This window comes from Streptomyces sp. JB150 (assembly GCF_011193355.1).
Taxonomy (GTDB): Bacteria; Actinomycetota; Actinomycetes; order Streptomycetales; family Streptomycetaceae; genus Streptomyces.
This window is the reverse complement of sequence record NZ_CP049780.1, coordinates 2,007,949-2,031,743: the sequence shown is the minus strand read 5'-3', so window position 1 is coordinate 2,031,743 and position 23,795 is coordinate 2,007,949. Positions and strand designations below refer to the sequence as shown.

Genomic DNA, 23,795 nt, shown 5'->3' with positions numbered 1-23,795 from the left:
TCCAGAAGGTGTCGAACCATGACAGTCGCCATCGACCGTGCGACCGGCAAGCGGAGCGGTGACCGCGGTCCCCGGCCCGGCCTGGGCCGCCGTCTCCAGCACAGCTACCAGAAATACTGGTACGCCTACGCGATGATCACCCCGGTGGTGGTCGTGCTCGGCGCCCTGGTGCTGTACCCCCTGGGCTACGGCCTCTACCTGACGCTCACCGACGCCGACAGCCTGAACTCGGCCCGCACCATCGGCGTCAACGAGATCGAGGCCACCTACAAGTTCATCGGGTTCGACAACTACGCGGACATCCTCTGGGGCGAGACCGCGTACGACCGCTTCTGGTCGCACTTCATCTGGACCATCTTCTGGACGGCGGCCTGCGTCGCCCTGCACTACTCCATCGGGCTCGGCCTCGCCCTGCTGCTCAACCAGAAGCTGCGCGGGCGCACCTTCTACCGGCTGATCCTGGTGCTGCCGTGGGCCGTGCCGACCTTCGTCACCGTCTTCGGCTGGCGCTTCATGCTCGCCGACAGCGGCATCATCAACTCCGCCCTCGACTTCCTGCACCTGCCGACCCTGGCCTGGCTGGAGGACACCTTCTGGCAGCGGTTCGCCGCGATCATGGTGAACACCTGGTGCGGTGTGCCGTTCATGATGGTCTCGCTGCTCGGCGGCCTGCAGTCGATCGACAGCACCCTGTACGAGGCCGCCGAGATGGACGGCGCGACCCGCTGGCAGCAGTTCCGCTACGTCACCCTGCCCGGCCTGCGCTCGGTCAGCTCCACCGTGGTCCTGCTCGGCGTCATCTGGACGTTCAACCAGTTCGCCATCATCTTCCTGCTGTTCGGCAACACCGCCCCCGACGCGCAGATCCTCGTCACCTGGGCCTACCAGCTCGGCTTCGGACAGCAGCCGCGCGAGTTCGCCGAATCGGCCGCCTACGGCATTCTGCTGCTGGGCATCCTGATCGTCTTCACCTCCTTCTACCGCCGCTGGCTGAACCGCGATGAGCAAGCCGCGATCTGAGGCAGGAGCCCCCATGAGCACCACGACCGTCACCCAGTCCGCCGCCGTGGACCAGGCCGCCCCCGCCCCCGCGCCGGGCCCGGCGCGCCGCCGCGGCGAGCGCGGCCTCGCCCGGACCCTCCTCTCCCACGGCCTGCTCACCGTCGCGAGCCTGATCGCCCTCTTCCCGATCGTGTGGCTGGTCTTCCTGTCCCTCGGCCCGGACAAGGACGACTATCTGCACCCCGGGCGCATCTGGTCGACGATGACCCTGGACAACTACAGCTTCGTGCTCCAGGAGACGAACTTCTTCGACTGGCTGAAGAGCACGCTGATCGTCTCGCTCGGCACCACCGTCATCGGCGTGATGATCGCGGCCACCACCGGCTACGCGGTCTCCCGCATGCGCTTCCCCGGCTACAAGAAGTTCATGTGGGTGCTGCTGTGCACCCAGATGTTCCCGATCGCCGTGCTGATCGTGCCGATGTACCAGATCCTGTCGGAGCTCCAGCTCATCGACACCTACCTCGGCCTGATCCTCGTCTACTGCTCCACCGCCGTCCCGTACTGCGCGTGGCTGCTCAAGGGGTACTTCGACACCATCCCCTTCGAGATCGACGAGGCCGGCCGGGTCGACGGGCTCTCCCCGTTCGGCACCTTCTTCCGGCTGATCCTGCCCCTCGCCCGGCCGGGCCTGGCCGTCGCCGCCTTCTACAGCTTCATCACCGCCTTCGGCGAGGTCGCCTTCGCCACGACGTTCCTGCTGGACGACGAGAAGTACACCTTCGCCGTCGGCCTGCAGAGCTTCGTCAGCGAGCACGACGCCCAGCGCAACCTGATGGCCGCGACCGCGGTGCTCATCGCCATCCCGGTGTCGGCGTTCTTCTACCTCGTGCAGAAGAACCTGGTGACGGGACTCACCGCGGGCGGCACCAAGGGCTGACGGCCCTGCTCGAGAAGACTCCCGCGCCCTGACCGCGCGGGTGGCGGCCCGGCCGCGGTGTCCTTCCGACCCCGCTGTCACCGAGGCCGGGCCGCCTCTCACCCCACGCCCCCTGCCGCCGTACCCACGCCTCCATGACCTCGAATCGGTTACAGATCAAGGACGCCATGAGCCAGCACACTGCCGACCCGGCACCGAACTCCGCCGTCGCCACCGTCGCCAAGCGCCGCGACTGGTGGCGGGACGCGGTGATCTACCAGGTCTATCCGCGCAGCTTCGCCGACAGCAACGGCGACGGCATGGGCGACCTGGAGGGCGTACGCTCCCGCCTGCCGTATCTGCGCGACCTCGGCGTGGACGCGGTGTGGCTCAGCCCCTTCTACGCCTCCCCGCAGGCCGACGCCGGCTACGACGTCGCCGACTACCGGGCCGTCGACCCGATGTTCGGCAACCTCCTGGACGCCGACGCCCTCATCCGCGACGCCCACGAGCTGGGCCTGCGCATCATCGTCGACCTGGTGCCCAACCACTCCTCCGACCAGCACGAGTGGTTCAAGCGCGCCGTCGCCGAGGGCCCCGGCTCCCCGCTGCGGGACCGCTACCACTTCCGCCCCGGCAAGGGCGAGAACGGCGACCTGCCGCCCAACGACTGGGAGTCCATCTTCGGCGGCCCCGCCTGGACCCGGGTCACCGAGCCCGACGGCACCCCCGGCGAGTGGTACCTGCACCTGTTCGCCCCCGAGCAGCCCGACTTCAACTGGGACCACCCGGCGGTCGGCGACGAGTTCCGCTCGATCCTGCGCTTCTGGCTGGACATGGGCGTCGACGGCTTCCGCATCGACGTCGCCCACGGCCTGGTGAAGGCCGAGGGCCTGCCCGACCTGGGCGCCCACGACCAGCTGAAGCTGCTGGGCAACGATGTCATGCCGTTCTTCGACCAGGACGGCGTGCACGAGATCTACCGCCAATGGCGGCTGATCCTCGACGAGTACGCCGGTGAGCGCATCTTCGTCGCCGAGGCGTGGACGCCGACCGTCGAGCGCACCGCCAACTACGTCCGCCCCGACGAGCTGCACCAGGCCTTCAACTTCCAGTACCTGGGCACGGAGTGGGACGCGAAGGAGCTGCGCACCGTCATCGACCGCACCCTGGAGGCCATGCGCCCGGTCGGCGCCCCCGCCACCTGGGTGCTGTCCAACCACGACGTCACCCGGCACGCCACCCGGTTCGCCAACCCGCCCGGCCTCGGCACCCAGATCCGCACCGCCGGCGACCGCGAACTGGGCCTGAGGCGGGCCCGCGCCGCGACCCTGCTGATGCTGGCGCTGCCCGGTTCCGCCTACATCTACCAGGGCGAGGAGCTGGGCCTGCCGGACGTCGTCGACCTGCCCGACGAGGTGCGCCAGGACCCGGCGTACTTCCGCGGCGCGGGCCAGGACGGCTTCCGCGACGGCTGCCGGGTGCCGATCCCGTGGACCCGCACCGGACCGTCGTACGGCTTCGGCAGCGGCGGCAGCTGGCTGCCCCAGCCCGCCGAGTGGGCCGAGCTGAGCGTCGAGGCGCAGACCGGGGTGCCCGGCTCCACCCTGGAGCTGTACCGCACCGCGCTGGCCGTCCGACGCGACCACCCCGACCTGGGCGCCGGGGACGCCGTCGAGTGGCTGAAGGCGCCCGAGGCCGTCCTGGCCTTCCGGCGCGGGGACTTCGTCTGCGTCGCCAACACCGGCGGCGAGTCGGTGACCACCCCGGCGTACGGGCGGCCGCTGCTCGCCAGCGGTGAGGTGCAGGAGGGCGACGGCGAGGTGAAGGTGCCCGCCGACACCACCGTGTGGTTCAGCACGGCTGTGTAACTTCTTGCAGCAACTTCCGACGGCCCGCTGCCCTTTTGGGCAGCGGGCCTTTAACATCTGGCCACCGCAAGGTTTCTGCAAGATTTCAACGACCCCTTCGATGGTGAAGGAACCCCACATGGCCATCAGCAGAACCGTTTCGAGCGCCCTGGCGCTCGCCGCGGCGGCCGCCTTCCTGGCCCCCGCCACCGCCGCCCACGCCGCCCCGCCCGGCACCAAGGACGTCACGGCCGTCCTCTTCGAGTGGAACTTCGCCTCCGTGGCGAAGGAGTGCACCAACCGCCTCGGCCCCGCCGGCTACGGCTACGTGCAGGTCTCCCCGCCCGCCGAGCACATACAGGGGTCCCAGTGGTGGACCTCCTACCAGCCGGTCAGCTACAAGATCGCCGGACGGCTCGGCGACCGCGCCGCCTTCAAGAACATGGTCGACACCTGTCACGCGGCCGGCGTGAAGGTCGTCGTCGACACCGTCATCAACCACATGGCGGCCGGCAACGGCACCGGCACCGGCGGCTCGTCGTACACGAAGTACAACTACCCCGGCCTGTACTCGTCGTACGACTTCGACAACTGCACCGGCCAGATCACCAACTACCAGGACCGCTGGAACGTCCAGAACTGCGAACTCGTCGGCCTCGCCGACCTGGACACCGGCGAGAACTACGTCCGCGGCGCCATCGCCGGGTACATGAACGACCTGCTCTCGCTCGGCGTCGACGGCTTCCGCGTCGACGCCGCCAAGCACATGGCCGCCGCCGACCTCGCGAACATCAAGTCGCGGCTGACCAACCCCTCCGCGTACTGGAAGCAGGAGGTCATCTACGGCGCCGGCGAGGCCGTCCAGCCCACCGAGTACACCGGCAACGGCGACGTCCAGGAGTTCCGCTACGCCTACGACCTCAAGCGGGTCTTCACCAACGAGAACCTCGCCTACCTGAAGAACTACGGCGAGGGCTGGGGTTACCTGAACAACGGGGTCGCGGGCGTCTTCGTCGACAACCACGACACCGAGCGCAACGGCTCCACGCTCAGCTACAAGGACGGCGCCAACTACACCCTGGCCAGCGTCTTCATGCTGGCCTGGCCCTACGGCGCCCCCGACATCAACTCCGGCTACGAGTTCACCGACCACGACGCCGGCCCGCCCAACAACGGCCGGGTCGACGCCTGCTGGCAGGCCGGCTGGAAGTGCCAGCACGCCTGGCCCGAGATCGAGCGCATGGTCGCCTTCCGCAACGCCACCCGCGGCACGGCGGTCACCAACTGGTGGGACAACGGCGGCGACGCGATCGCGTTCGGCCGCGGGAACAAGGGATACGTGGCCATCAACCACGAGTCCGGCTCCCTGACCCGCACCTACCAGACCTCACTGCCCGCGGGCACGTACTGCAACGTGCAGAACAACACGACCGTGACGGTGAACTCCAGCGGCCAGTTCACCGCCACCCTGGGCGCCAACACCGCGCTGGCGATCTACGCGGGCAAGCCGAGCTGCTGAACCCGGTTCGCACTCGTGGGCGAGTGATCGCCCGGTCGTGAGTTCCCGCTCCGTCCCGACGACCGTGTCGTGATCCTGGTACGGGCGGCGCGCCTTGGGCGCCGCCCGTACCAGCTCGGGTGGGGGAGAGCGATGACACGAGAAGCAGGGCGACAGGCGGGCCCGGACGAACGGGCCGTCCTCCTGGCGGCCGGACTGGCCGATCTGGCCGTGAGCGCGCTCGGCACGGCCCTGGGCACGATGCGGGGGCTGCTGCGCCGCTCGGACGCCGCCGAGCTGGCGGCCGACGCCGAGCGCGACCTGATGGCACGCGGGCGCCTGGCGCTGGACCGGTACGCGTCCCCGCCCCCGCCCCACCTGGAGATCCTGGCCCGGAACTCCCGGTACGCCCGGTCCCGAGCCGCCGCCGACGATGACTGAGCGCTGGGACCCGGCAGCGTTCAAGGCCCGCGTCGACGAGGTGCTCCACGCGTTCACCGCCGACGAGGCCGAACGGTTCGCGGACATCGACCCGGCCCTCGCTCCGGTCGCCGACCAGCTCCGCGCGGCGGTCGCGGACGGCAAGCGGCTGCGGGCGGCGTTCTGCTACTGGGGCTGGCGCGCGGCGGGGCAGCCCGACAGCGACGCCCTGGTGCGCGCGGCGACCGCCGTGGAACTCGTGCACGCCGCCGCCGTCGTCCACGACGACCTCATCGACGACAGCCCGCTGCGGCACGGCCGCCCCACCGCGCACATCGCGCTGCGCGGCGCCGTACGCCGCCGCCCGCGCGCCGTCGCCGCCGCCCGGTCCCTGGCCATGCTGGTGGGAAACCTGCTGATGGGGCTGGCCGGGCAGCTGTTCACCACCAGCGGTCTGCCCGCCGCCTACCTCGCCCGCGCCCGCCCCCTGTGGTCGCTGCTCGCCCGGGAGCTGATCGCGGGGGAGTGCCTGGAGATCCTGCGCACCGGCGCCGAGCCGGACATCGCGGCGTCGCTGAAGGTGATCCGGTACAAGACCGCCAAGTACACCGTCGAGCAGCCCCTGCTGATCGGCGGCGCGCTCGCCGGGGCGGGGGAGCGGCTGCGCGAGGGTTGCTCCGCCTACGGGCTGCCGCTGGGCGAGGCGTTCCAGCTCCGGGACGACCTGCTCGGCCTGTTCGGCGACCCTGAACACACCGGCAAGGCCAACCTCGACGACGTACGCGGGCACCGGCCCACCGCCCTGCTGGCGGAGACCTGGCGCGTCGCCGGGGACGACGACCGGCAGCGGCTGGGCGCCCTCCTGGGCCGGCGCGACCTGGACACGGACGGCCTGGGCGCGGTCCGCGAGATCATGCGCCGGCTGGGCACGCCCGACCGCGTCGAGGACATGATCACCGCACGCGTCGAGGAAGCCCTCGACGCGCTGCACGAGCTGGACGTCCCCCCGCACGCCTCGGCCGCCCTGACCGCGCTGGCGCACTCGGCGGCGGTCCGCCCGTCCTGACCCGGAGGAGAGCCCCATGACGTACACCGAGGCATCCATGGACGCCCTGCGGCGGACCGGCGACGAACTCGCCGACGCCACCGTCACCACCCTCTTCGAGCGCGGAGAGGTGGGGAAGTTCAACACGCTGATGCGCTACGTCTCCACCGCGGGCGCCCCGCTGCCGGACGGACTGCCCGACGTCGCCCGCGAGTACCTCCAGGCCACGAGCGCGCCACCGGCCTGGGTCGACTGGGGGCAGATGGAGAAGGCTCGGCTGTTCTTCCTCGACAACAACGTGCACATCTCCACCGCCCTGTCCTTCGCCTCCATGCCCGCCTGCTACGTCGTCCCGCACGTGGCGAGGCTGCTGTCGGCCACGCACGGGCTGAAGTACCCCTCCAAACGGATGGCGGAGACCGGCCAGTTCACCGTCCACCTGATGCGGCCCGACGCCTTCGAGGCCGGCAGCCGCTTCATCCCCGCCGCCCAGAAGGTCCGCCTGCTGCATGCCGCCATCCGCCACCACCTTCTGCGCGAGGACCGGTGGGACACCGGCGCGCTCGGCACGCCGATCTGCCAGGAGGACATGATCGGCGGCCAGATGTTCTTCTCGCTGCTGGTGCTGGACAGCCTGCACCGGCTGGGCATCCACATGTCGGAGGAGGGCGCGGAGGCGTACTACTACGCCTGGCGGGTGGTCGGCGCCATGCTCGGCGTCGACCAGGACGCCGTACCCGAGACCCTCGACGAGGCCCGGCGGTTCCTCGACCTCTATATGATCCGCCACATGGGGCCGTCCGAGGAGGGCGCGCACCTGACCCGGCAGCTGATCGACCTCTACGAGGAGGTCGTGCCCGGCACCTTCTTCGACCCGATCGTCTCCGCCCTCATCCGCCACCTCGTCGGCGACACCTGCGCCGACTGGCTTCGGGTGCCGCGCACTCCGTGGGACACCGCCGTCAAGGCCGTGCCCCGTCTGCTGGGCGTTCTGGAGACCATCGAGGACCGCTCACCGCTCGGCGCCTGGGCCCTGGACCGCCTCGGTCACCTCACCACCGTCTTCGAGCTGTCCTCCCTCACCCGCGGACGCGTCATGCACTACGCCATTCCCGAACAGCTCAAGAAGGACTACGGCGTCTCCACCGCGGTGCCGCGCACCCGCCGCTGGACCCCGCCCGAGCCCCGCATTCCCTCCTGACCCGGGATCAGCCCAGCTGAAATTCCTTGCCGCCGATTTCAAGCCTCTTGCTGTAAGGCTTTCGTTGGCGATACGGTCGCGCGGGCGCCCGGCATCGGAGCCGAGCCGCGGCGCAGGGGTCGGACCCGTTCGAGCCGTATTCGCAAGGAGTTCCCGCCTGTGATACCGAGATGGCCGGCGCCCCCGACGCGCCGTACCGTGCCAGTGAGACGGGTCGCGGCCGTCACCGCGACCGTCCTGGCGACCGCCCTCGTCCCTCCGCTCACCGCGCGGGCGGACACCCCGCCCCCGCCTCCCTCCGACGCGAAGCTCGCGGCCGCGCCCGCCCGGCACGACCTGACCCGCGAGCAGTTCTACTTCGTCCTGCCGGACCGGTTCGCCAACGGTGACCGGGCCAACGACAAGGGCGGCCTGACCGGATCCCGGCTGGCCACCGGCTACGACCCGGCCGACAAGGGCTTCTACCAGGGCGGCGACCTCAAGGGCCTGACGAAGAGGCTCGACTACATCAAGGGCCTCGGCACCACCGCCATCTGGCTCGCCCCCATCTTCAAGAACCGGCCGGTGCAGGGCGAGGGCGCCAACGCCTCCGCCGGCTACCACGGCTACTGGATCACCGACTTCACCCAGGTCGACCCGCACTTCGGGACCAACGACGACCTGGAGACCCTGATCGACAAGGCCCATGCCAAGGGCATGAAGGTCTTCTTCGACGTCATCACCAACCACACCGCCGACGTCGTCGACTACGAGGAGAAGTCCTCCGACTACCTCTCCAAGGGCGCCTTCCCGTATCTGACGAAGGACGGCGAGCCCTTCGACGACGCCGACTACGCGGACGGGAAGCGGGACTTCCCGGCCGTGGACTCCGGCTCCTTCCCGTACACGCCGGTCGTCGCCCCGGGCGAGCGGAACGTGAAGGTCCCGGCCTGGCTCAACGACCCGGCGATGTACCACAACCGCGGCGACTCCACCTGGGCCGGCGAGTCCGCCACCTACGGCGACTTCGTCGGCCTGGACGACCTGTGGACCGAGCGTCCCGAGGTCGTCGAGGGCATGGAGCGCATCTACCAGCGCTGGGTGCGCGACTTCGACATCGACGGCTTCCGGATCGACACCGTGAAGCACGTCAACATGGAGTTCTGGACCCAGTGGGCCACCGCCCTCGACGCCTACGCGGCGAAGAAGGGCCGCGACGACTTCTTCATGTTCGGCGAGGTCTACTCCGCCGACACGAACGTCACCGCTCCCTACGTCACCCAGGGCCGCCTCGACTCCACCCTCGACTTCCCCTTCCAGGACGCGGCGCGCGCCTACGCCTCCCAGGGCGCGAGCGCCAAGAAGCTCGCCGCCGTCTTCGGCGACGACTACAAGTACACGACCGGCCGGGCCAACGCCTACGAGCAGGTCACCTTCCTCGGCAACCACGACATGGGCCGCATCGGGACGTTCCTCAAGCAGGACGACCCGGACGCGAGCGACGCCGAACTGCTGGGGAAGGCCCGGCTCGCCAACGAGCTGATGTTCCTCAACCGGGGCAACCCGGTGATCTACTACGGCGACGAGCAGGGCTTCACCGGCGCGGGCGGCGACAAGGACGCCCGCCAGACGATGTTCGCCTCGAAGGTCGCCGACTACCTGGACGACGACCAGCTCGGCACCGATCGCACCCACGCCGAGGACGCCTACGACACGAGAGCACCGCTCTATCGGCAGATCAGTGCTCTCGCCAAGCTCCGCAAGGCCCACCCGGCCCTCGCCGACGGCGTCCAGACCGAGCGCTACGCCGCCGACGGCCCCGGCGTCTACGCGGTCTCCCGCACCGACGCCAGGACCGGCACCGAGTACGTCGTCGCCTTCAACAACGCGGACCAGGCCAAGACGGCGACCTTCGCGACCGGCTCCCCGGACATGACGTTCCACGGCCTCTACGGCACGGACGAGACGGTGAAGTCCGGCGCCGACCGCCAGGTCACCGTCACCGTCCCCGCCGGATCCGCCGTCGTCTACCGCGCCGCCGGCCCGCTCCCCGCCCCCGCCGCCGAGCCCACCCTCACCCTGAAGGCCCCGGCCCCCGGCGCCACCGGCACCGTCGAGGTCACGGCCGACGTCGAGGGCGGACAGCTCAACCGAGTGGTCTTCGCCGCCCAGACCGGCAACGGGAAGTGGCAGACGCTCGGCTCCGCCGACCACGCCCCGTACAAGGTCACCCACACCGTCGGCGAGGACATGCCCGGCGGCACCGCCCTGCGCTACAAGGCCGTGGTGATCGACCGCGCGGGCCGCACCGCGAGCGCCACCGCCGCCTCCACCACCGGCACCCCGCCCGCCGAGGAGGTCCCCACCGCCTCCTCGCGCGACTACGCGATCGTCCACTACAAGCGCGAGGACGGGAACTACGCCGACTGGGGCCTGTACGCCTGGGGCGACCTCGCCGACGGCGAGGCCACCGAATGGCCGAAGAGCCACCCCTTCACCGGCCGCGACGCCTACGGCGCCTTCGCCTACGTCAAGCTGAAGCCGGGCGCCTCCAACGTGGGCTTCCTGGTCATCGACAAGCAGGGCAACAAGGACGTCTCCGCCGACCGCACGATCGACGTCACCCAGACCGGCGAGGTCTGGATCGAGCAGGGCAAGGAGACCGTCCGCACCGAGCGGCCCGCGGCCGACTACCCGGCCCCCGACAAGACCAAGGCCGTCCTGCACTACCACCGCGCCGACGGGAACTACGACGGCTGGGGCCTGCACGTCTGGACCGGCGCCGCGCACCCCACCGAGTGGTCGAACCCCCTGAAGCCGGTGAAGACTGATGCCTATGGCGCGGTCTTCGAGGTGCCGCTCACCGAGGGTGCCACCAGCCTCAGCTACATCATCCACAAGGGCGACGAGAAGGACCTGCCCACCGACCAGTCGCTCGACCTCAAGGCGAGCGGCCACGAGGTGTGGCTGGTGAGCGGCCAGGACAAGCCCCTGCTGCCGCAGCCCGCGGGCTCCGCGGCCGCCGTCGACCTGACCACCTCCAAGGCGGTCTGGATCGACCGGGACACCGTCGCCTACAACGGCTCCGACGCCGCCGCCTCCACCCAGCTGCGCTACTCCCGCACCGGCTCCATCAAGGCCGACAACGGGGTGCTCACCAGCACCGACGAGCGTCGGCTGCGGCTGAAGAAGACGACGCTCACCGACGCCCAGAAGGCGAAGTTCCCGCACCTGAAGGACCACACCGCCTGGTCCGTCGACCCCCGCGACCGCGACCGGGTCCGCGAGGCCCTGCGCGGCCAGCTCGTCGTCACCCAGCAGGCCGCCAACGGAGCGGTGCTCACGGCGACCGGCGTGCAGATCGCCGGCGTCCTCGACGATCTCTACGACGCGACCAAGGCGAACCTCGGCCCCACCTTCCACAAGGGCCGTCCCACCCTCGCGGTCTGGGCCCCCACTGCCCAGAGCGTGTCCCTGGAGCTGGACGGGTCCGTCAAGCCGATGCGGCGCGACGCCGCCACCGGCGTCTGGTCCGTCACCGGCCCGAAGTCCTGGAAGGGCAAGCCCTACCGGTACGTGGTGAAGGTCTGGGCGCCCAGCGTCCGCCAGGTCGTCACCAACAAGGTCACCGACCCGTACGCGGTCGCCCTCACCACCGACTCCAAGCGGAGCCTCGTCGTCGACCTCGCCGACAGGTCCCTCGCACCGAGCGGCTGGGACAGCTACGAGAAGCCGAAGGCCGTACCGCTCAAGGACGCCCAGATCCAGGAGCTGCACATCCGCGACTTCTCCGTCGAGGACCGCACGGCGAAGCACCGCGGCACCTACCTGGCCTTCACCGACAAGGACAGCGACGGCAGCAGGCACCTGAGGAAGCTGGCCGAGGCGGGCACCTCGTACGTCCACCTGCTGCCCGCCTTCGACATCGCCACCATCCCGGAGGACAAGGCCGGCCGGGCCACCGTCGACTGTGACCTGGCCTCCTATCCGGCCGACTCCGACAAGCAGCAGGAGTGCGTGGCGAAGGCGGCCGCCAAGGACGCCTACAACTGGGGCTACGACCCGTACCACTACACGGTCCCCGAGGGCTCCTACGCCACCGACCCGGACTGCACCGCCCGCACGGTCGAGTTCCGGAAGATGGTGAAGGCGCTCAACGAGGACGGCCTGCGCGTCGTCATGGACGTCGTCTACAACCACACCGCCGCGAGCGGCCAGGCGGACACCAGCGTCCTGGACCGCATCGTCCCCGGCTACTACCAGCGGCTCCTCGCCGACGGCTCGGTCGCCACCAGCACCTGCTGCGCCAACACGGCCACCGAGAACGCCATGATGGGCAAGCTGGTCGTGGACTCGGTGGTCACCTGGGCCAGGGAGTACAAGGTCGACGGCTTCCGCTTCGACCTCATGGGCCACCACCCCAAGGCCAACATCCTCGCCGTCCGCAAGGCCCTCGACGCGCTCACCGTCGAGAAGGACGGCGTCGACGGCAAGAAGATCATCCTGTACGGCGAGGGCTGGAACTTCGGCGAGATCGCCGACGACGCCCGCTTCGAGCAGGCCACCCAGAAGAACATGGCCGGCACCGGCATCGCCACCTTCTCCGACCGGGCCCGCGACGCGGTGCGCGGCGGCGGCCCCTTCGACGCCGACCCCGGCGTCCAGGGCTTCGCCTCCGGCCTGTACACCGAGCCCAATCCGAACGCGCAGAACGGCACCCCGGCCGAGCAGAAGGCCCGGCTGCTGCACTACCAGGACCTGATCAAGGTCGGACTGTCCGGCAACCTCGCCGACTACACCTTCACCGACACCGGCGGCAAGGAGGTCAAGGGCTCCGAGGTCGACTACAACGGCGCCCCCGCCGGCTACGCGGAGGCCCCAGGCGACGCCCTCGCCTACGCCGACGCGCACGACAACGAGACCCTCTTCGACGCCCTCGCCTTCAAGCTGCCCGCGTCGACGAGCGCCGCCGACCGCGCGCGCATGCAGCTCCTCGCCATGGCGACGGCCACCCTCTCGCAGGGCCCGGCCCTCTCCCAGGCGGGCACCGACCTGCTGCGCTCCAAGTCGCTGGACCGCAACTCCTACGACAGCGGCGACTGGTTCAACGCCATCCACTGGAACTGCGCCGACGGCAACGGCTTCGGCCGCGGACTGCCGCCGGCCGCCGACAACCAGGCCAAGTGGCCCTACGCCAAGCCGCTGCTGACGACGGTCGGCGTCGGCTGCCCGCAGATCGAGGGCACCTCGGCCGCCTACCGCGACCTGCTGAGGATCCGTACGACGGAGAAGGCGTTCTCCCTCGACACGGCCGGCCAGGTGCAGTCCGCGCTCTCCTTCCCGCTCTCCGGCACCGACGAGACACCCGGCGTGATCACCATGCGCCTCGGTGACCTGGTCGTGGTCTTCAACGCGACGCCCGAGCGGCAGGAACAGCGGATCGCGGCGGCGGCCGGTGAGCCGTACCGGCTGCACCCGGCGCAGGCCGCCGGATCGGACGCCGTGGTGAAGACGTCCGACTTCGCGCGCGAGTCGGGCACGTTCACCGTCCCGGCCCGCACGGTGGCGGTGTTCACCCGGGCCGGCTGATCCTCACCGCGGGTTAGGGTGCTCCTGTCCGCCGTAGAACAGGAGCAGGAGCACCCATGCCGCAGATCACCGTCGACTACTCCGAGCAGCTGGCGGACGACTTCGACCGGCCGGGGTTCGCCCGGGCGCTGCACACCTGCGTGGTGGAGATCGCGGCGGCCAGGCCCCCGGCCTGCAAGACCCAGTTCCGCCGCACCGAGGACACCACGGTCGGCCCCGACACCGCGGGGCACGCCGTCGTGCACGTCACCATCGGACTGCTGGCGGGCCGCAGCGAGGAGACCAAGGCCAGGCTCACCGAGGCCGTCCTGGAACAGCTGCGGCAGTACCTCAAGCCGGGCGCGGGCCTCGCCCTGCACGCCTCGGCGGAGATCCGGGACCTGGACCCCTCCTACCGCAAGTTCGAGACCGAAGCCGTCTAGGGCGCCCGGTCCTAGGACACCGGCGGGATCCGCCGGGTGACCAGGGCGCTGAACGGGCCGTCGGCCGGTTCGTCCCCCAGGGCCCGGTGGACCAGGGCGGCCATCTCCTCGTCGTGGGCCGCGCTCACCGCCAGCAGCGCGGCCAGGCCGTGCACGAGCTGCGTCTGCAGCTCCTCGCGGGGCACGCGCCGCCCGTCCAGCCAGATCAGCGCGGTCGACTCGGCGAGCGAGATCCAGGAGCGCACCACCAGCTCCAGCCGCACGGGCGGTTCCGCGACGCGCAGATGCCGGACGATCTGCTCGTAGGCCGCCTGGCGCACCGATTCGATCAGCGCGTTGGTGGTCGAGGAGCCGACCGCCGGGCCGCCGCGCATCAGCGCCGAGAAGCCGGGGCCGTGCTCGTCGACGAAGTCGAAGAACCGGCCCATCACCCGCTCCAGGCGCGCGCCGAGCGGCCCTTCGGCGGGCTCCGCGAACCGGCCCGCCAGATCCTGTGCGGCCCGCTGCAACGCGGCCTCGTACAGACTGAGTTTGCCGGGGAAGTAGTGGTAGACCAGCGGGCGCGAGATGCCCGCCGCCGACGCTATCTCGTCGATGGACACCTCGTCCGGGGAACGGCGGCTGAACAGTTCGAGGGCGACGCCGATCAACTGCTGGCGCCGCTCCTCGACTCCCATCCTGCGCCGCACCCCGATAGTCATACGAACACCTTACCGATCGAATCCGGCCGCGAACGGTCCCGGCCGGCGGGCGGTGTTCACATGTCCAGCACCAGGCGCTCACCCCGCGCCCGCGACACACAGATCAGCATCGAATCGTCGCGCTCCCCGTCCGTGAGCAGCTCGTCGGTGGTCACCTCGCCCTCCAGCACCCGCTGCTGGCAGGTCCCGCACAAGCCCTGCTCGCAGGAGTAGGCGGTGCCGACCAGGGGGCGGCTAGCGCAGCCCGCCGATCGAACGCCCGCTGGCCAGCGTCCCCCTCAGCTCCGCGTGCGCGCCCTGCTTCGTCCGTACGGCCAGCAGGTTGCCCCGCGCGCTCCCGGTCACCCCGCCCGTCGCGGCGACCGACACGGTGTCCCGGCTGCCCGCCGCGAGCACGTACCAGGCGCCGCCGGACGACTTCCACAGCACCCCGGCCAGCACATGCGGGTCCTTCGCCCCACACGCCGGGCCGCCGTCCGCCTTCGCGGCCACCGCGCCGTACGTCCCGCCCGGCGTCTGGAACTGGGCCAGCACCCGCTCGCCGCCGCCCCGCCAGGTCTCCGCGCGGGTGCACACCCACACCCCCGAGCCACTGCCGTCCGGCAGCGGCTGCCGCGCGTACGCCCAGGCGTTCACCGACCGCACGCCCTGTCCCCGCGCGTGCGCCAGCGAGCAGGCGAACGGCGCCCAGGTGCGCAGCGCCTGCGCGCCGGCCGCGTCCCGCGCGGAGCCCGGCCGGCCGCTGGTCAGCCGGGCCGGCACCAGTTCGCCCAGGTCGGACATCAGCCGGGTGCCGGAGCCGTCCGACACCTGCAGCACGTTCCAGGAGGAACAGGCGCCGGACCGGGGCGCCGGGCTGGCCAGCGGCGAGGTGACCCCGTCGGTCAGGGTCAGCTCCATCGCCCCGGCGCCGGGCTTCAGCAGGTCCCGCTCGGCCGCCCTTTTCACCCAGGGAGCCATCAGGTAGCGGACGTTGGGGCCGGTGCGGTGCAGCACCACCGCGCTCGCCTCGGCCCGGCCCGCGCCGTCCGCGCGGGCGAAGTCCAGGGCGGCGCCCGCCGTGCCGTCCCGCGGCTCGGCGTAGCGGGCGATGCGCAGACCGTCGTAGAGGATCACCACCCGCGCCCGGTCCACGGACCCGGCGTACAGCAGTTGCGGCGGGCCGGGCGGGCCGCCGGACGCGGTGCCCGGGGTCACCGACACCCGGACGTTCTCACCGGGGCGCGCCCAGACGGCGAGGGCGCGGCGCAGCAGCGCGGTGTCGCCGGTGAGGTCGCCGCGCGCGGGCCACGCGGAGAAGTCGGTGCGGGTCGCCGACTGCCAGGCCGCGGCCGGCACCCTGGTCAGCTTCGCCGGGTCGAGCGCCGCCCGCGCCGACGCGTTGTGCGCGTACACCGGGGCGGCGGCGCCGTCCGGGTCCCAGCCGTCGTCGGGCAGCCCGAGCAGCGCCCCGCACACGGCGACCGCCGCGGCAGCGGCCAGCGCGGCCTTCAGGTGCTGGCGGCGGCGCATCAGGTCGGTGGGGCGGGCCTGGAGCGAACAGGGGTCGAACTCGGGGGAGTCCAGCAGCGCGTACCGCGCGGGGACGGTGTCGGCCTCGGCGAGCGCGGCCGCCGGGTCCTCGACACCGGCGGCGCCGAGCACCGTACGGACGTCGGCGTCGGCCAGCCGCTCCAGGCCGCGCAGCACATAGGCGGCGCGGGCGGGGGCCGGCAGCGCCGACAGCCGCTGGTCCAGGGCGAGTTCGTCGGCGCCGCCCGAGCGCGGGAACAGCCGCAGGCCCCACACCTGCGGCAGCAGCGGCGGCAGCTGGGAGCGCTTGGGCCACCTCCGGCGGCGCAGCGGCTGCCCGGCCTCCAGCGCCGTACGCAGCACCTGGAGGCGGACGAGTGCGTACCCGGGGTCGCTCTCGCGGCCCGTGGCCTGGGCCGGGACGACCGAGGCGCGGGCGCGGCCCCGCGGCAGGGCCCGCTGGGTGAGCGCGTGCGCGGTCAGGACCCGCCGGTTGCGGCCCAGGCCCGGCGGGAGCACCAGGTAGGCGAGACGGACCAGCCGCGGGTAGTGCTCGACGAGCGCGGCCTCGGCGCGTTCGACGTCGACCACCGGACCGGCGGCCGCGGAGCTCTGACCCTGGGCGACATCCTGTGACTGCACGTCCGGGAGAACGAGCGCGACGGCCGATGGTCACAGCCGTTCGGGGGACTCGGGGGGACTCAGCCGGCCGGCTCGGTCAGCGCGCGGGCGTAGTTCGCCATCGAGCGCTGGTAGCGGGGGAGATGGGCGGCGAGCGCGCCGAGGGCGAGGGACAGGCCCTCGCGGTCGCGGCCGAGGCTCGACAGACACAGGGCGAGGGTGGCGCGTACGGCGTCGTCCAGCTCGTCGGACGGGGCGTCCAGTTCCGGCGTCAGCAACTCGACACCCTCCTCCGGGTGTCCGGTGTTCCGCAGTGAGCTGGCCAGCTGGATCTTCGCGCGGCGCGCCTTGTAGCCGGTGAGTCCGCGGGCCAGGGCCTCGCGGTAGAGCGGCACCGCCCGGTCGGAGCGGCCCGTGGAGTCCCAGGCGCACGCCTGCTCGAACGGCGCGTCCGGGCTGCCCTCGGGGAGTTCGGCGACGAGGGCGTCGATCAGCGCGCGGAAGTCGGCGGCCCGGTCCTGCGCGTAGTCGTCGAAGGTGGCCCACGTGGCGGCCACGCGGTTCTCCCAGTCCTGGTTCACCTGGTCAGCCTCGCACGGACGGATGTGCGGCGCAGCTGATTTGAGCACCGGGGGGCCGGCGGCCGTATCGACTTCGGAGACAGTGCCGTACGACGCCCGACCGGAGGAACCCATGAGGCCGACCCGACCGTTGCTCGCCGTGGCCGCGCTGGCGCTGGCGCTCGCGGGGTGCTCCTTTGGCGGTGAGGAGGCGGCGGACCGGGTGCCCCAGACCGCCGAGGGCAGCCTGGAGCGGCTGGCCGCCGAGGTGCGCTGCGAGCCCGACATCCAGACCGACGCCGACGAGATCCGCCAGGCGATCTGCCGCAACGGCGACGGCCGGTTCGTCCTCGCCACCTTCGCCACCGACCGCGGCCAGCGCGAGTGGATCAACGGGGCGAAGGACTACGGCGGTCACTACCTGGTCGGCCGCAAGTGGGTGGCCGTGGGGGAGCCGAAGGTGGTGACGGCGCTGCGCGGCACCCTGGGCGGGACCCTGGAGGAGGGGCAGGACCACGGGGCGGGGGCGGGGCACGGCGCGGAGGCGGGCCGGGGGTCGGGGGCGGGCGGTCACCACTGAGCCGTCGTACGCCGAAGGCCGGCGGTGAGGGGATTGTCCCCTCGCCGCCGGCCTTCGCCGGTCGCGGTCGCGCCTACTGGCACTTACGGCCGGTGTTGATGCAGTTGACCATCTTGTTCATCAGCCGCTGGGAGAAGAAGTTGATGAAGTCGTTGTGGTCGGTGATCGGCTTGTGCAGCTGCTCCGGGAAGGTGTCCACCGCGAACGGGTTCTGGACGACACCGTTCTCGATGACCGGCCGCGGCACCTCGTAGACGAGCCGGACCTGGAGCTGCGGGATCGCCTTGAAGCCGTTCGGGCAGGAGCCGTCGGGCCGGACGAACGCCACGTGGGTGCGGTGGTTGGCGCTGTCGATGTTCTGGCCGTCCCAGCAGCTCTGGAAGTTGGACGTGCGCACCACGTCGCTGCCGTCCGGGCACAGCGGGTACTTGTCCGTCAGCTGCCGGTTCTCGAAGCCCGTGCAGCTCCACGAGGTGTTGGCGTTGGCCAGGCCGTTGACGAAGGCCTTGGCGTCGCCGGTGATGATGCGCAGCGCCCTCGGCATCGCGACGACCGGGCCGCGCTTGTTGCCGACGAACTTCAGCTGGGCCACCTTGGGCTCCAGGATCCGCCCGACGTTGCCCTCCGTGCCGCCGCCCGCGTTGTTCTGGTCGAAGTCCTGCGAACCGTCCTGGAGGCGCAGCACCGGCCAGAAGTACGACGACCGGTCGCCCTGGTTCTGGCAGGTGGTGTCGGCGCGGGCCAGCTCGTCGTCGCTGGCGAAGGCGTCGTTGTTCTGGTTGCCGACGTAGTCGTGCAGGTGGTGCGCGCCGTTGGTGACACCGGGCGCGACGATCACGTTGTCCGTGTTGTGGTTGTCGTTGCCGTTGGTGCCGCACTTGGTGATGAAGACGCCCCGTGAACCGGTGCGGCCGTTCGCGGCGAGCCCGTTGGGCAGGTTGCGGGAGCCGGGCTGGACGGTGGTGATGTCCTGGAAGTCCGCCGCGACCGGGCCGTTGCCGGCCTGACCGCCGTTGCCGCCCTGCTGGCCGCCGTCCTGGCCGTCGCCCTGACCGCCGTCCTGCCGGCCGTCGCCGTTCTGGTCCTGGTTCTGGTCCCCGCCGTCCTGCTGGCCGCCGTCCTGGCCGTCGTTCTGACCGCCGTCCTGCCGGCCGTCGCCCTGCTGGCCGTCCGTGGTCTGCGGCTGCTCGGCGGGGGTGCCGGTGCAGCCCGCGAGGCCGTCCAGCTCCTCGGCGGCGCTGCCGCCCGCCCGGTTGATCTCCAGCTGGATGCGGTCGATGATCACCTTGCGGCGGTCCTTGAGCGGCTGCAGGATCGCGTTCTGCACGAAGCGCGCGTCGCGGGCCTGCGCCTCACGGGTGGTCGCCAGCCGCTGGTAGGCGTCGGTGATCTGCTGGTCGAGCGTGGCCAGTTCGCCGTCCACCTCGCCCCGCGCCCGGTCTGGCACGTCGGTGAGCCGCTGGCCGACGTCCGGGCAGTCGATGGTGGCGATCTGCGCCGTCGCCGCCTTCGTCCGGTCCGGCCAGCGGTTCTCCTCGTGCGCCGAGGCGTAGAAGTTCGCCCAGATCAGCCCGCCCCCACCGAGCGCTAGGGCCGCCGATGCGGCAATGGCCTTGGTGGCCAGCGGCGTACGGCGTTTTCGTGTGTTGCGTCCCATGGAACTCCTCTGACTTCCTTGCGGGGCAGCATCGAGGCGCCCGACAGGAGTGAAGCGGCTCCCCTCCATACGGAACCGGTCCCACGGGTGTTCAAACGTCCCGGAAATTGCTTCCCGGCTACGGGAGTTGACCTGCGTCCGCCGCGGCGAGCACCTTCGCCTCCGTCTCCGGGGCGACGCCCTTCAGCGGCCGGTCGGGGCGCTGCGGGGCCACGCCGCCGAGGGCGCGCAGCCAGTCCCAGGTGTCGGCGACGGTGCGCTCCACCGGGCGGCAGCGCAGCCCCGCCGCGACCGCGCGGGAGACGTCCGCGCCGTGCAGCGCGTCGTGCAGATCGCTGCCCGGCGGCACCCACACCGGCAGCTGGGTCCACGGCTCGATCCCGGCCGCCAGGATCAGCTCCGGGTCGGTCCAGCGCAGCTCGGCCCCGCCGCCGGTGACCGCGGCACAGGCCTCCAGCAGCGTGCCCATGGTGGCGTGCCCCTGCGGCGACATCAGGTTGTACGGCCCGCTCAGGCCCCGCTCGACACCGTCGAGGGTCCACGCGGCGAGGTCGCGGGCGTCGACGTACTGGAGGGGCAGATCGCGGGGGCCGGGTGCCAGGACCCGCCCGCCCCGGGCCGTCCGGGTCAGCCACCAGGGCAGCCGGCCCACGTTCTCGTACGGCCCGAGGATCAGCCCGGCCCGCACCAGCAGCGTCCGGTCCGCGCCGAAGGCGTCGAGCGCGGCCAGCTCACCGCCCCGCTTGTCGCGCGCGTAGTCGGTCTGCTCCGCGTCCGACGAGGCGCCCCCGACCAGCGGCGCGTCCTCGGTGTACCCGGCGGGCGGCGCCCAGTTGTACACCGAGCAGCTGGAGACGTACGCGTACCGCCCCGCGCGCTCGCGCAGCAGCCGCGCCGCGTCCCGCACCGCGCGGGGCGCCGCCGACCAGGTGTCGACGACGGCGTCCCACGCGCCGCCGGAGAGGGCGGCGAGCCCGCCGGGCGCGGTGCGGTCGCCGTGCAGCGCCCGCACCCCGGCGGGCGCCGCGTGGCGGCCCCGGTGGAAGACGGTCACGTCCCAGCCGCGCCCTCGGGCCTCCTCCACGACCGCCCGCCCCACGAACTCCGTACCGCCCAGCACAAGAAGTCTCATGCCGGTGACTCTGCCCGCCCGGGGAGGGGGGACGGAAGGTGGCTCTGCCGAGGGCAGACACGGGCCGGGCCCCGGGCGGGCGCGGTGCGGGCCCGGGGGCGGCCCGGCGCGGTGCCTGCGGCGGCCCCGCGGCGGGCCGGGGGATCAACGCCCGGCGGGCGGGGTGTACTTGTAGCCGACCCGGCGCACGGTGCGGATGGTGTCGCGGTGCTCGGCGCCCAGCTTGCGGCGCAGCCGGGCGATGTGCACGTCGACCGTACGGCCGTCGCCGACGTGCCCGTAGCCCCACACCGTGGTGACCAGCTGGTCGCGGGTGTGCACCCGGTGCGGGTGGGCCACCAGGTGCGCCAGGAGCTCGAACTCCAGGTACGTCAGGTCGAGTTCGCGTCCGTCGACCTCGGCGGTGCGGCGGACGGAGTCGATGCGGATGAGGGGTTCGGTGCCGCTCGCGGCCGCCACCTCGCCCGGCTGGTCGAGCGGGTCGGGCCGGTCCGGCTGATCGGGCACGGCGAACGGCGGGAACGGCGGCTGCTGGTCGGCCGGGACCAGCACCAGGTAACCGACCATCGGCGGGCGCCCCGGCAGCACCGGCAGGGCGTGCTGCGGGGCGGGCAGCCAGGTCGCGCCCGGCGGCAGGAAGTCCGTCACGTCGACCACGTCGTCGCGGTCGACGGCTCGCAGCCGGTGGCGGGCGCTGTGCGAGGGGGCGGTGGACAGGGAACGAGTGGTCGCCATGAGAGGTCAGCTCTTTCGCGCGAGGAGTCCGTCGGGGAGGGACGTACGTCGTCGCGCCGGCCGAAGGCCAGGGTGTACGGCTCGAAGGGCCCGTACGGCTTTAGAGGGCCGGCGCGTTCGTCGCGCGGCAACACACCCGGTCGAAGTCGTGGTGCTGACGGGAAGGCCAGAAGGGCTCGAGGTCATGGCGACCCGTCGCGGAGTGCTTCTGGAAGCTGGCCATGCCCCCATTCAAGCACGAGAGACAGAGGACCGGACCCCTCTCTCACTGCTTGGACGCCGCCGGCCGCGCACGGTGGCGAGAAGTGACCGTCGCGCACGCCCCGTCCCGGCGGTCTCAGCCGACGACCTCCGCCGTCGCCAGCAGCCGCCGCACCGCCTCCCGCAGGACGTGGTCCGGGTGCGGGGAGTCGCCGCCCATGCGGTCGTGGACGAGCCGGCGCGGCGACGCGGCCGCCTCGCGCAGCGGGGCCACGGCGAAACGCGGGACGAGTCCCATCCCGGTGAGCGTCTCCACGGGGTGGCGCACGCCGGGGTAGGGCCGCTCCCACCCGAGTGCCGCCAGGGCGACCGGTGTCACGGTGTCCTCGGTGCGGCCCGTGATGCGCCAGACGGCGTCCGCGGCCCTCGCGCGGACCCCGAGTCCGGCGGCGGGCGCGAGGAACGGCTCGACGAGCGGCAGCAACGGCGCGCCCGCGGGCCCCAGTTCCCCCGTCAGCTCCAGCCGGTAGCCAGGGCGCTCGGTCATGAGCCGCCGCAGGTGGGACAGGGCCAGTGCGGGATCCCCGCCGACGCGGTGGTGCGCCACCGCGGCGACCTCACAGTGGACGCCCTCGGTCACACAGACCCGCAGCGCCCGCTCGGCCGCGTCACCGGCGGCGGGACCCAGCCGGCCCAGCACCCGCACCGCGACCGCAGGCCGGCCGGTGCCGTGCCGCGTCAGCATCCCGCACAGTTCCCCGACCACCTCGACCGCCACCTGCGGGAACCGGGCCAGCACCTTGACCAGCTCGGCGTGCGCGGCCGCCGTACGCCCGGCCACGGCCCGTACGGCGGGCAGCGCGCCGGCCCCGAACACGTCGGCCACCGCGTCGACCGCGCGGGCGGTCACGTACCGGTCCGGCAGTTCCTCCACCAGGCGTACGGCCTCCTCGACGGCCTCGGGCGCGTGCGCGCGGGCCAGCGCGGCGACCGCCGCCGCCCGCACGTCCGGCAGGTCCGAGGAAAGATACGGCCGCACCCGGTCGCGCAGGCCCGGACGGTGGCGCGGGGGCAGCGCGCAGGCCGTCTGCGCCAGCCAGTTCAGCTCCCAGTCCTCGCCCGTCATGGCGCGCAGCGCCCACGGCAGCACGTCCGCCTCGCGGTCCCGCCAGGTGTCGGTGACCGCCTGGGCGAGGGGGAACCACGGGGACTCGTCGCCGCACACCAAAGGCGTGCCGGTGTCCGGCCGGTGCCCTGCCCTCCCGGCGGTCAGCGGTACGCCCGCGGCGAGGGCGCGCAGGGCGGCCTCGGGGTCGTCCACCAGCCGCTCGGTGAACGGCACATGCGGGCGCGGCCACCGACCGCGGTGGCTCGGGCGCGGGTCGGCGGCGAAGGCGCGGGCGCAGTGCTCCGCCACGTCACCGGGCAGCGGCGGCGCGGCCGTCCGCAGCAGGTCCTCGGCCGCGGCGAGCCGCACCCGGGGCCGGGGGTCGGACAGCAGCGCGTGCCGCACGCCGCCGTCCCCGGCGTCGAGCAGCGCGAGCGCGGTGACGACCCCGCCCAGCACCTCCGGGTCGGTCTCCGCGGCCAGCCGGGCCCGCAGCAGGGGCAGCAGCGGCAGGGCGTACCGCGTGCCGCACGCCGCGATCAGGAAGAGCATCGCCTCCCGTACGCCCGGGTCGGCGTCGTGCGCGAGGGGCAGCAGGGCCGGCAGCGCGACCGCCACGGCACGCCGGGCCGGGCCGAGCACCCCGGGCTCGCCGGTCCCGTCCGCGATGTCACCGAGCAGCCGCAGCAGTTCCTCCCGGTGGCCGGGGCCCTCCAGGGCGAGCCGGGCCAGGTGCGGCACGGCGGGGGCGGTCGCCGGGCACACGTCTCCCCAGCGGCACAGCGCGTGCTCCAGCGCCTGGAGGGCCGTCTCGCGTACCTCAGGGTCCCGCGACTCCATCGCCCCCAGCAGCGCCGGTACGTCCACCGCCGGCCCGTCCGCGTGCGTGAGCGCGGCCCGGTCCACCCCGTCGGTCCCCATGAGGGCGCAGGATACGCGCACGAGGGGGCGCGGGTGCGCGCGAGGAGGCGCGGATACGTGGGTGGGGTGCGGATACGCAGGAGGGGCGCCCGCCGTTACGGCGGGCGCCCCACACCGGGTGCTCTGCGGAGCACGGAGTCCG

At 72.5% G+C, this 23,795-nt stretch carries 17 protein-coding genes and 1 pseudogene; 10 read left to right on the top strand and 8 right to left on the bottom strand.

The window, feature by feature from the left end:
- Positions 1 to 18: 18 nt before the first annotated feature.
- The 9 genes from G7Z13_RS09490 to G7Z13_RS09450 all read left to right on the top strand — a co-directional run bounded on the left by G7Z13_RS09490 (position 19) and on the right by G7Z13_RS09450 (position 13,925).
- Entirely contained in the window at positions 19 to 1,020 is a 1,002-nt protein-coding gene (locus G7Z13_RS09490; protein WP_165997792.1) for a sugar ABC transporter permease, read from the top strand.
- Positions 1,021 to 1,033: 13 nt separating this feature from the next.
- Entirely contained in the window at positions 1,034 to 1,942 is a 909-nt protein-coding gene (locus tag G7Z13_RS09485) for an ABC transporter permease subunit (RefSeq protein ID WP_165997791.1), read from the top strand.
- A gap of 167 nt (positions 1,943 to 2,109) precedes the next feature.
- On the top strand, positions 2,110 to 3,792 hold the full coding sequence (locus G7Z13_RS09480; protein ID WP_165997789.1) for a glycoside hydrolase family 13 protein: 1,683 nt from the start codon (positions 2,110 to 2,112) through the stop codon (positions 3,790 to 3,792).
- 118 nt (positions 3,793 to 3,910) lie between these two features.
- Positions 3,911 to 5,290, top strand: a complete 1,380-nt coding sequence (locus G7Z13_RS09475; RefSeq protein ID WP_165997788.1) for an alpha-amylase family protein — start codon at positions 3,911 to 3,913, stop codon at positions 5,288 to 5,290.
- Positions 5,291 to 5,422: 132 nt separating this feature from the next.
- On the top strand, positions 5,423 to 5,710 hold the full coding sequence (locus G7Z13_RS09470) for a polyprenyl synthetase (RefSeq protein WP_165997786.1): 288 nt from the start codon (positions 5,423 to 5,425) through the stop codon (positions 5,708 to 5,710).
- Positions 5,703 to 6,755, top strand: a complete 1,053-nt coding sequence (locus tag G7Z13_RS09465) for a polyprenyl synthetase family protein (RefSeq protein WP_165997784.1) — start codon at positions 5,703 to 5,705, stop codon at positions 6,753 to 6,755. Before G7Z13_RS09470 ends, G7Z13_RS09465 begins: the two co-directional genes overlap by 8 nt.
- Before the next feature lie 16 nt (positions 6,756 to 6,771).
- Positions 6,772 to 7,935 carry an oxygenase MpaB family protein gene (locus G7Z13_RS09460; RefSeq protein ID WP_165997782.1) on the top strand — a complete coding sequence of 388 codons (1,164 nt, stop codon included), beginning with the start codon at positions 6,772 to 6,774 and terminating at the stop codon, positions 7,933 to 7,935.
- Between the two features lie 159 nt (positions 7,936 to 8,094).
- Complete coding sequence (gene pulA, locus G7Z13_RS09455; RefSeq protein ID WP_165997780.1) at positions 8,095 to 13,503, top strand: pullulanase-type alpha-1,6-glucosidase; 5,409 nt, start codon at positions 8,095 to 8,097, stop codon at positions 13,501 to 13,503.
- A 56-nt stretch (positions 13,504 to 13,559) separates the two neighbouring features.
- Positions 13,560 to 13,925: a 5-carboxymethyl-2-hydroxymuconate Delta-isomerase gene (locus G7Z13_RS09450; RefSeq protein ID WP_165997778.1), complete on the top strand. Its 366-nt coding sequence runs from the start codon at positions 13,560 to 13,562 to the stop codon at positions 13,923 to 13,925.
- Between the two features lie 11 nt (positions 13,926 to 13,936).
- On the opposite strand, the gene G7Z13_RS09445 is transcribed toward G7Z13_RS09450, so the two are convergent.
- The 4 genes and pseudogenes from G7Z13_RS09445 to G7Z13_RS09430 form a co-directional block, all read right to left on the bottom strand.
- Positions 13,937 to 14,626 carry a TetR/AcrR family transcriptional regulator gene (locus G7Z13_RS09445; RefSeq protein ID WP_165997776.1) on the bottom strand — a complete coding sequence of 230 codons (690 nt, stop codon included), beginning with the start codon at positions 14,624 to 14,626 and terminating at the stop codon, positions 13,937 to 13,939.
- 56 nt (positions 14,627 to 14,682) lie between these two features.
- Positions 14,683 to 14,844: pseudogene (locus tag G7Z13_RS09440) on the bottom strand (2Fe-2S iron-sulfur cluster-binding protein); the annotation flags it as partial.
- Positions 14,845 to 14,860: 16 nt separating this feature from the next.
- Positions 14,861 to 16,780: a hypothetical protein gene (locus tag G7Z13_RS09435; RefSeq protein ID WP_165997774.1), complete on the bottom strand. Its 1,920-nt coding sequence runs from the start codon at positions 16,778 to 16,780 to the stop codon at positions 14,861 to 14,863.
- Positions 16,781 to 16,839: 59 nt separating this feature from the next.
- Positions 16,840 to 17,340 (bottom strand): tetratricopeptide repeat protein, encoded by a 501-nt coding sequence (locus tag G7Z13_RS09430; RefSeq protein ID WP_240926153.1) that lies wholly within the window; start codon positions 17,338 to 17,340, stop codon positions 16,840 to 16,842.
- A gap of 112 nt (positions 17,341 to 17,452) precedes the next feature.
- On the opposite strand from G7Z13_RS09430, the gene G7Z13_RS09425 reads away from it, so the two are divergent.
- Positions 17,453 to 17,899 (top strand): hypothetical protein, encoded by a 447-nt coding sequence (locus tag G7Z13_RS09425; protein WP_165997770.1) that lies wholly within the window; start codon positions 17,453 to 17,455, stop codon positions 17,897 to 17,899.
- Between the two features lie 73 nt (positions 17,900 to 17,972).
- Here G7Z13_RS09425 and G7Z13_RS09420 read toward each other — a convergent pair whose 3' ends face one another.
- The 4 genes from G7Z13_RS09420 to G7Z13_RS09405 form a co-directional block, all read right to left on the bottom strand.
- Positions 17,973 to 19,556, bottom strand: coding sequence for a DUF1996 domain-containing protein (locus G7Z13_RS09420; protein ID WP_165997768.1), 1,584 nt, complete (start codon positions 19,554 to 19,556; stop codon positions 17,973 to 17,975).
- A 118-nt stretch (positions 19,557 to 19,674) separates the two neighbouring features.
- Entirely contained in the window at positions 19,675 to 20,688 is a 1,014-nt protein-coding gene (locus tag G7Z13_RS09415) for an NAD-dependent epimerase/dehydratase family protein (protein WP_165997766.1), read from the bottom strand.
- Between the two features lie 144 nt (positions 20,689 to 20,832).
- Positions 20,833 to 21,423, bottom strand: a complete 591-nt coding sequence (locus G7Z13_RS09410) for a winged helix-turn-helix domain-containing protein (RefSeq protein WP_165997765.1) — start codon at positions 21,421 to 21,423, stop codon at positions 20,833 to 20,835.
- Positions 21,424 to 21,760: 337 nt separating this feature from the next.
- The gene (locus tag G7Z13_RS09405) at positions 21,761 to 23,653 is read right to left on the bottom strand and encodes a hypothetical protein (protein ID WP_165997763.1); all 1,893 of its coding nucleotides are present in this window, start codon (positions 23,651 to 23,653) and stop codon (positions 21,761 to 21,763) included.
- Positions 23,654 to 23,795: the final 142 nt, after the last annotated feature.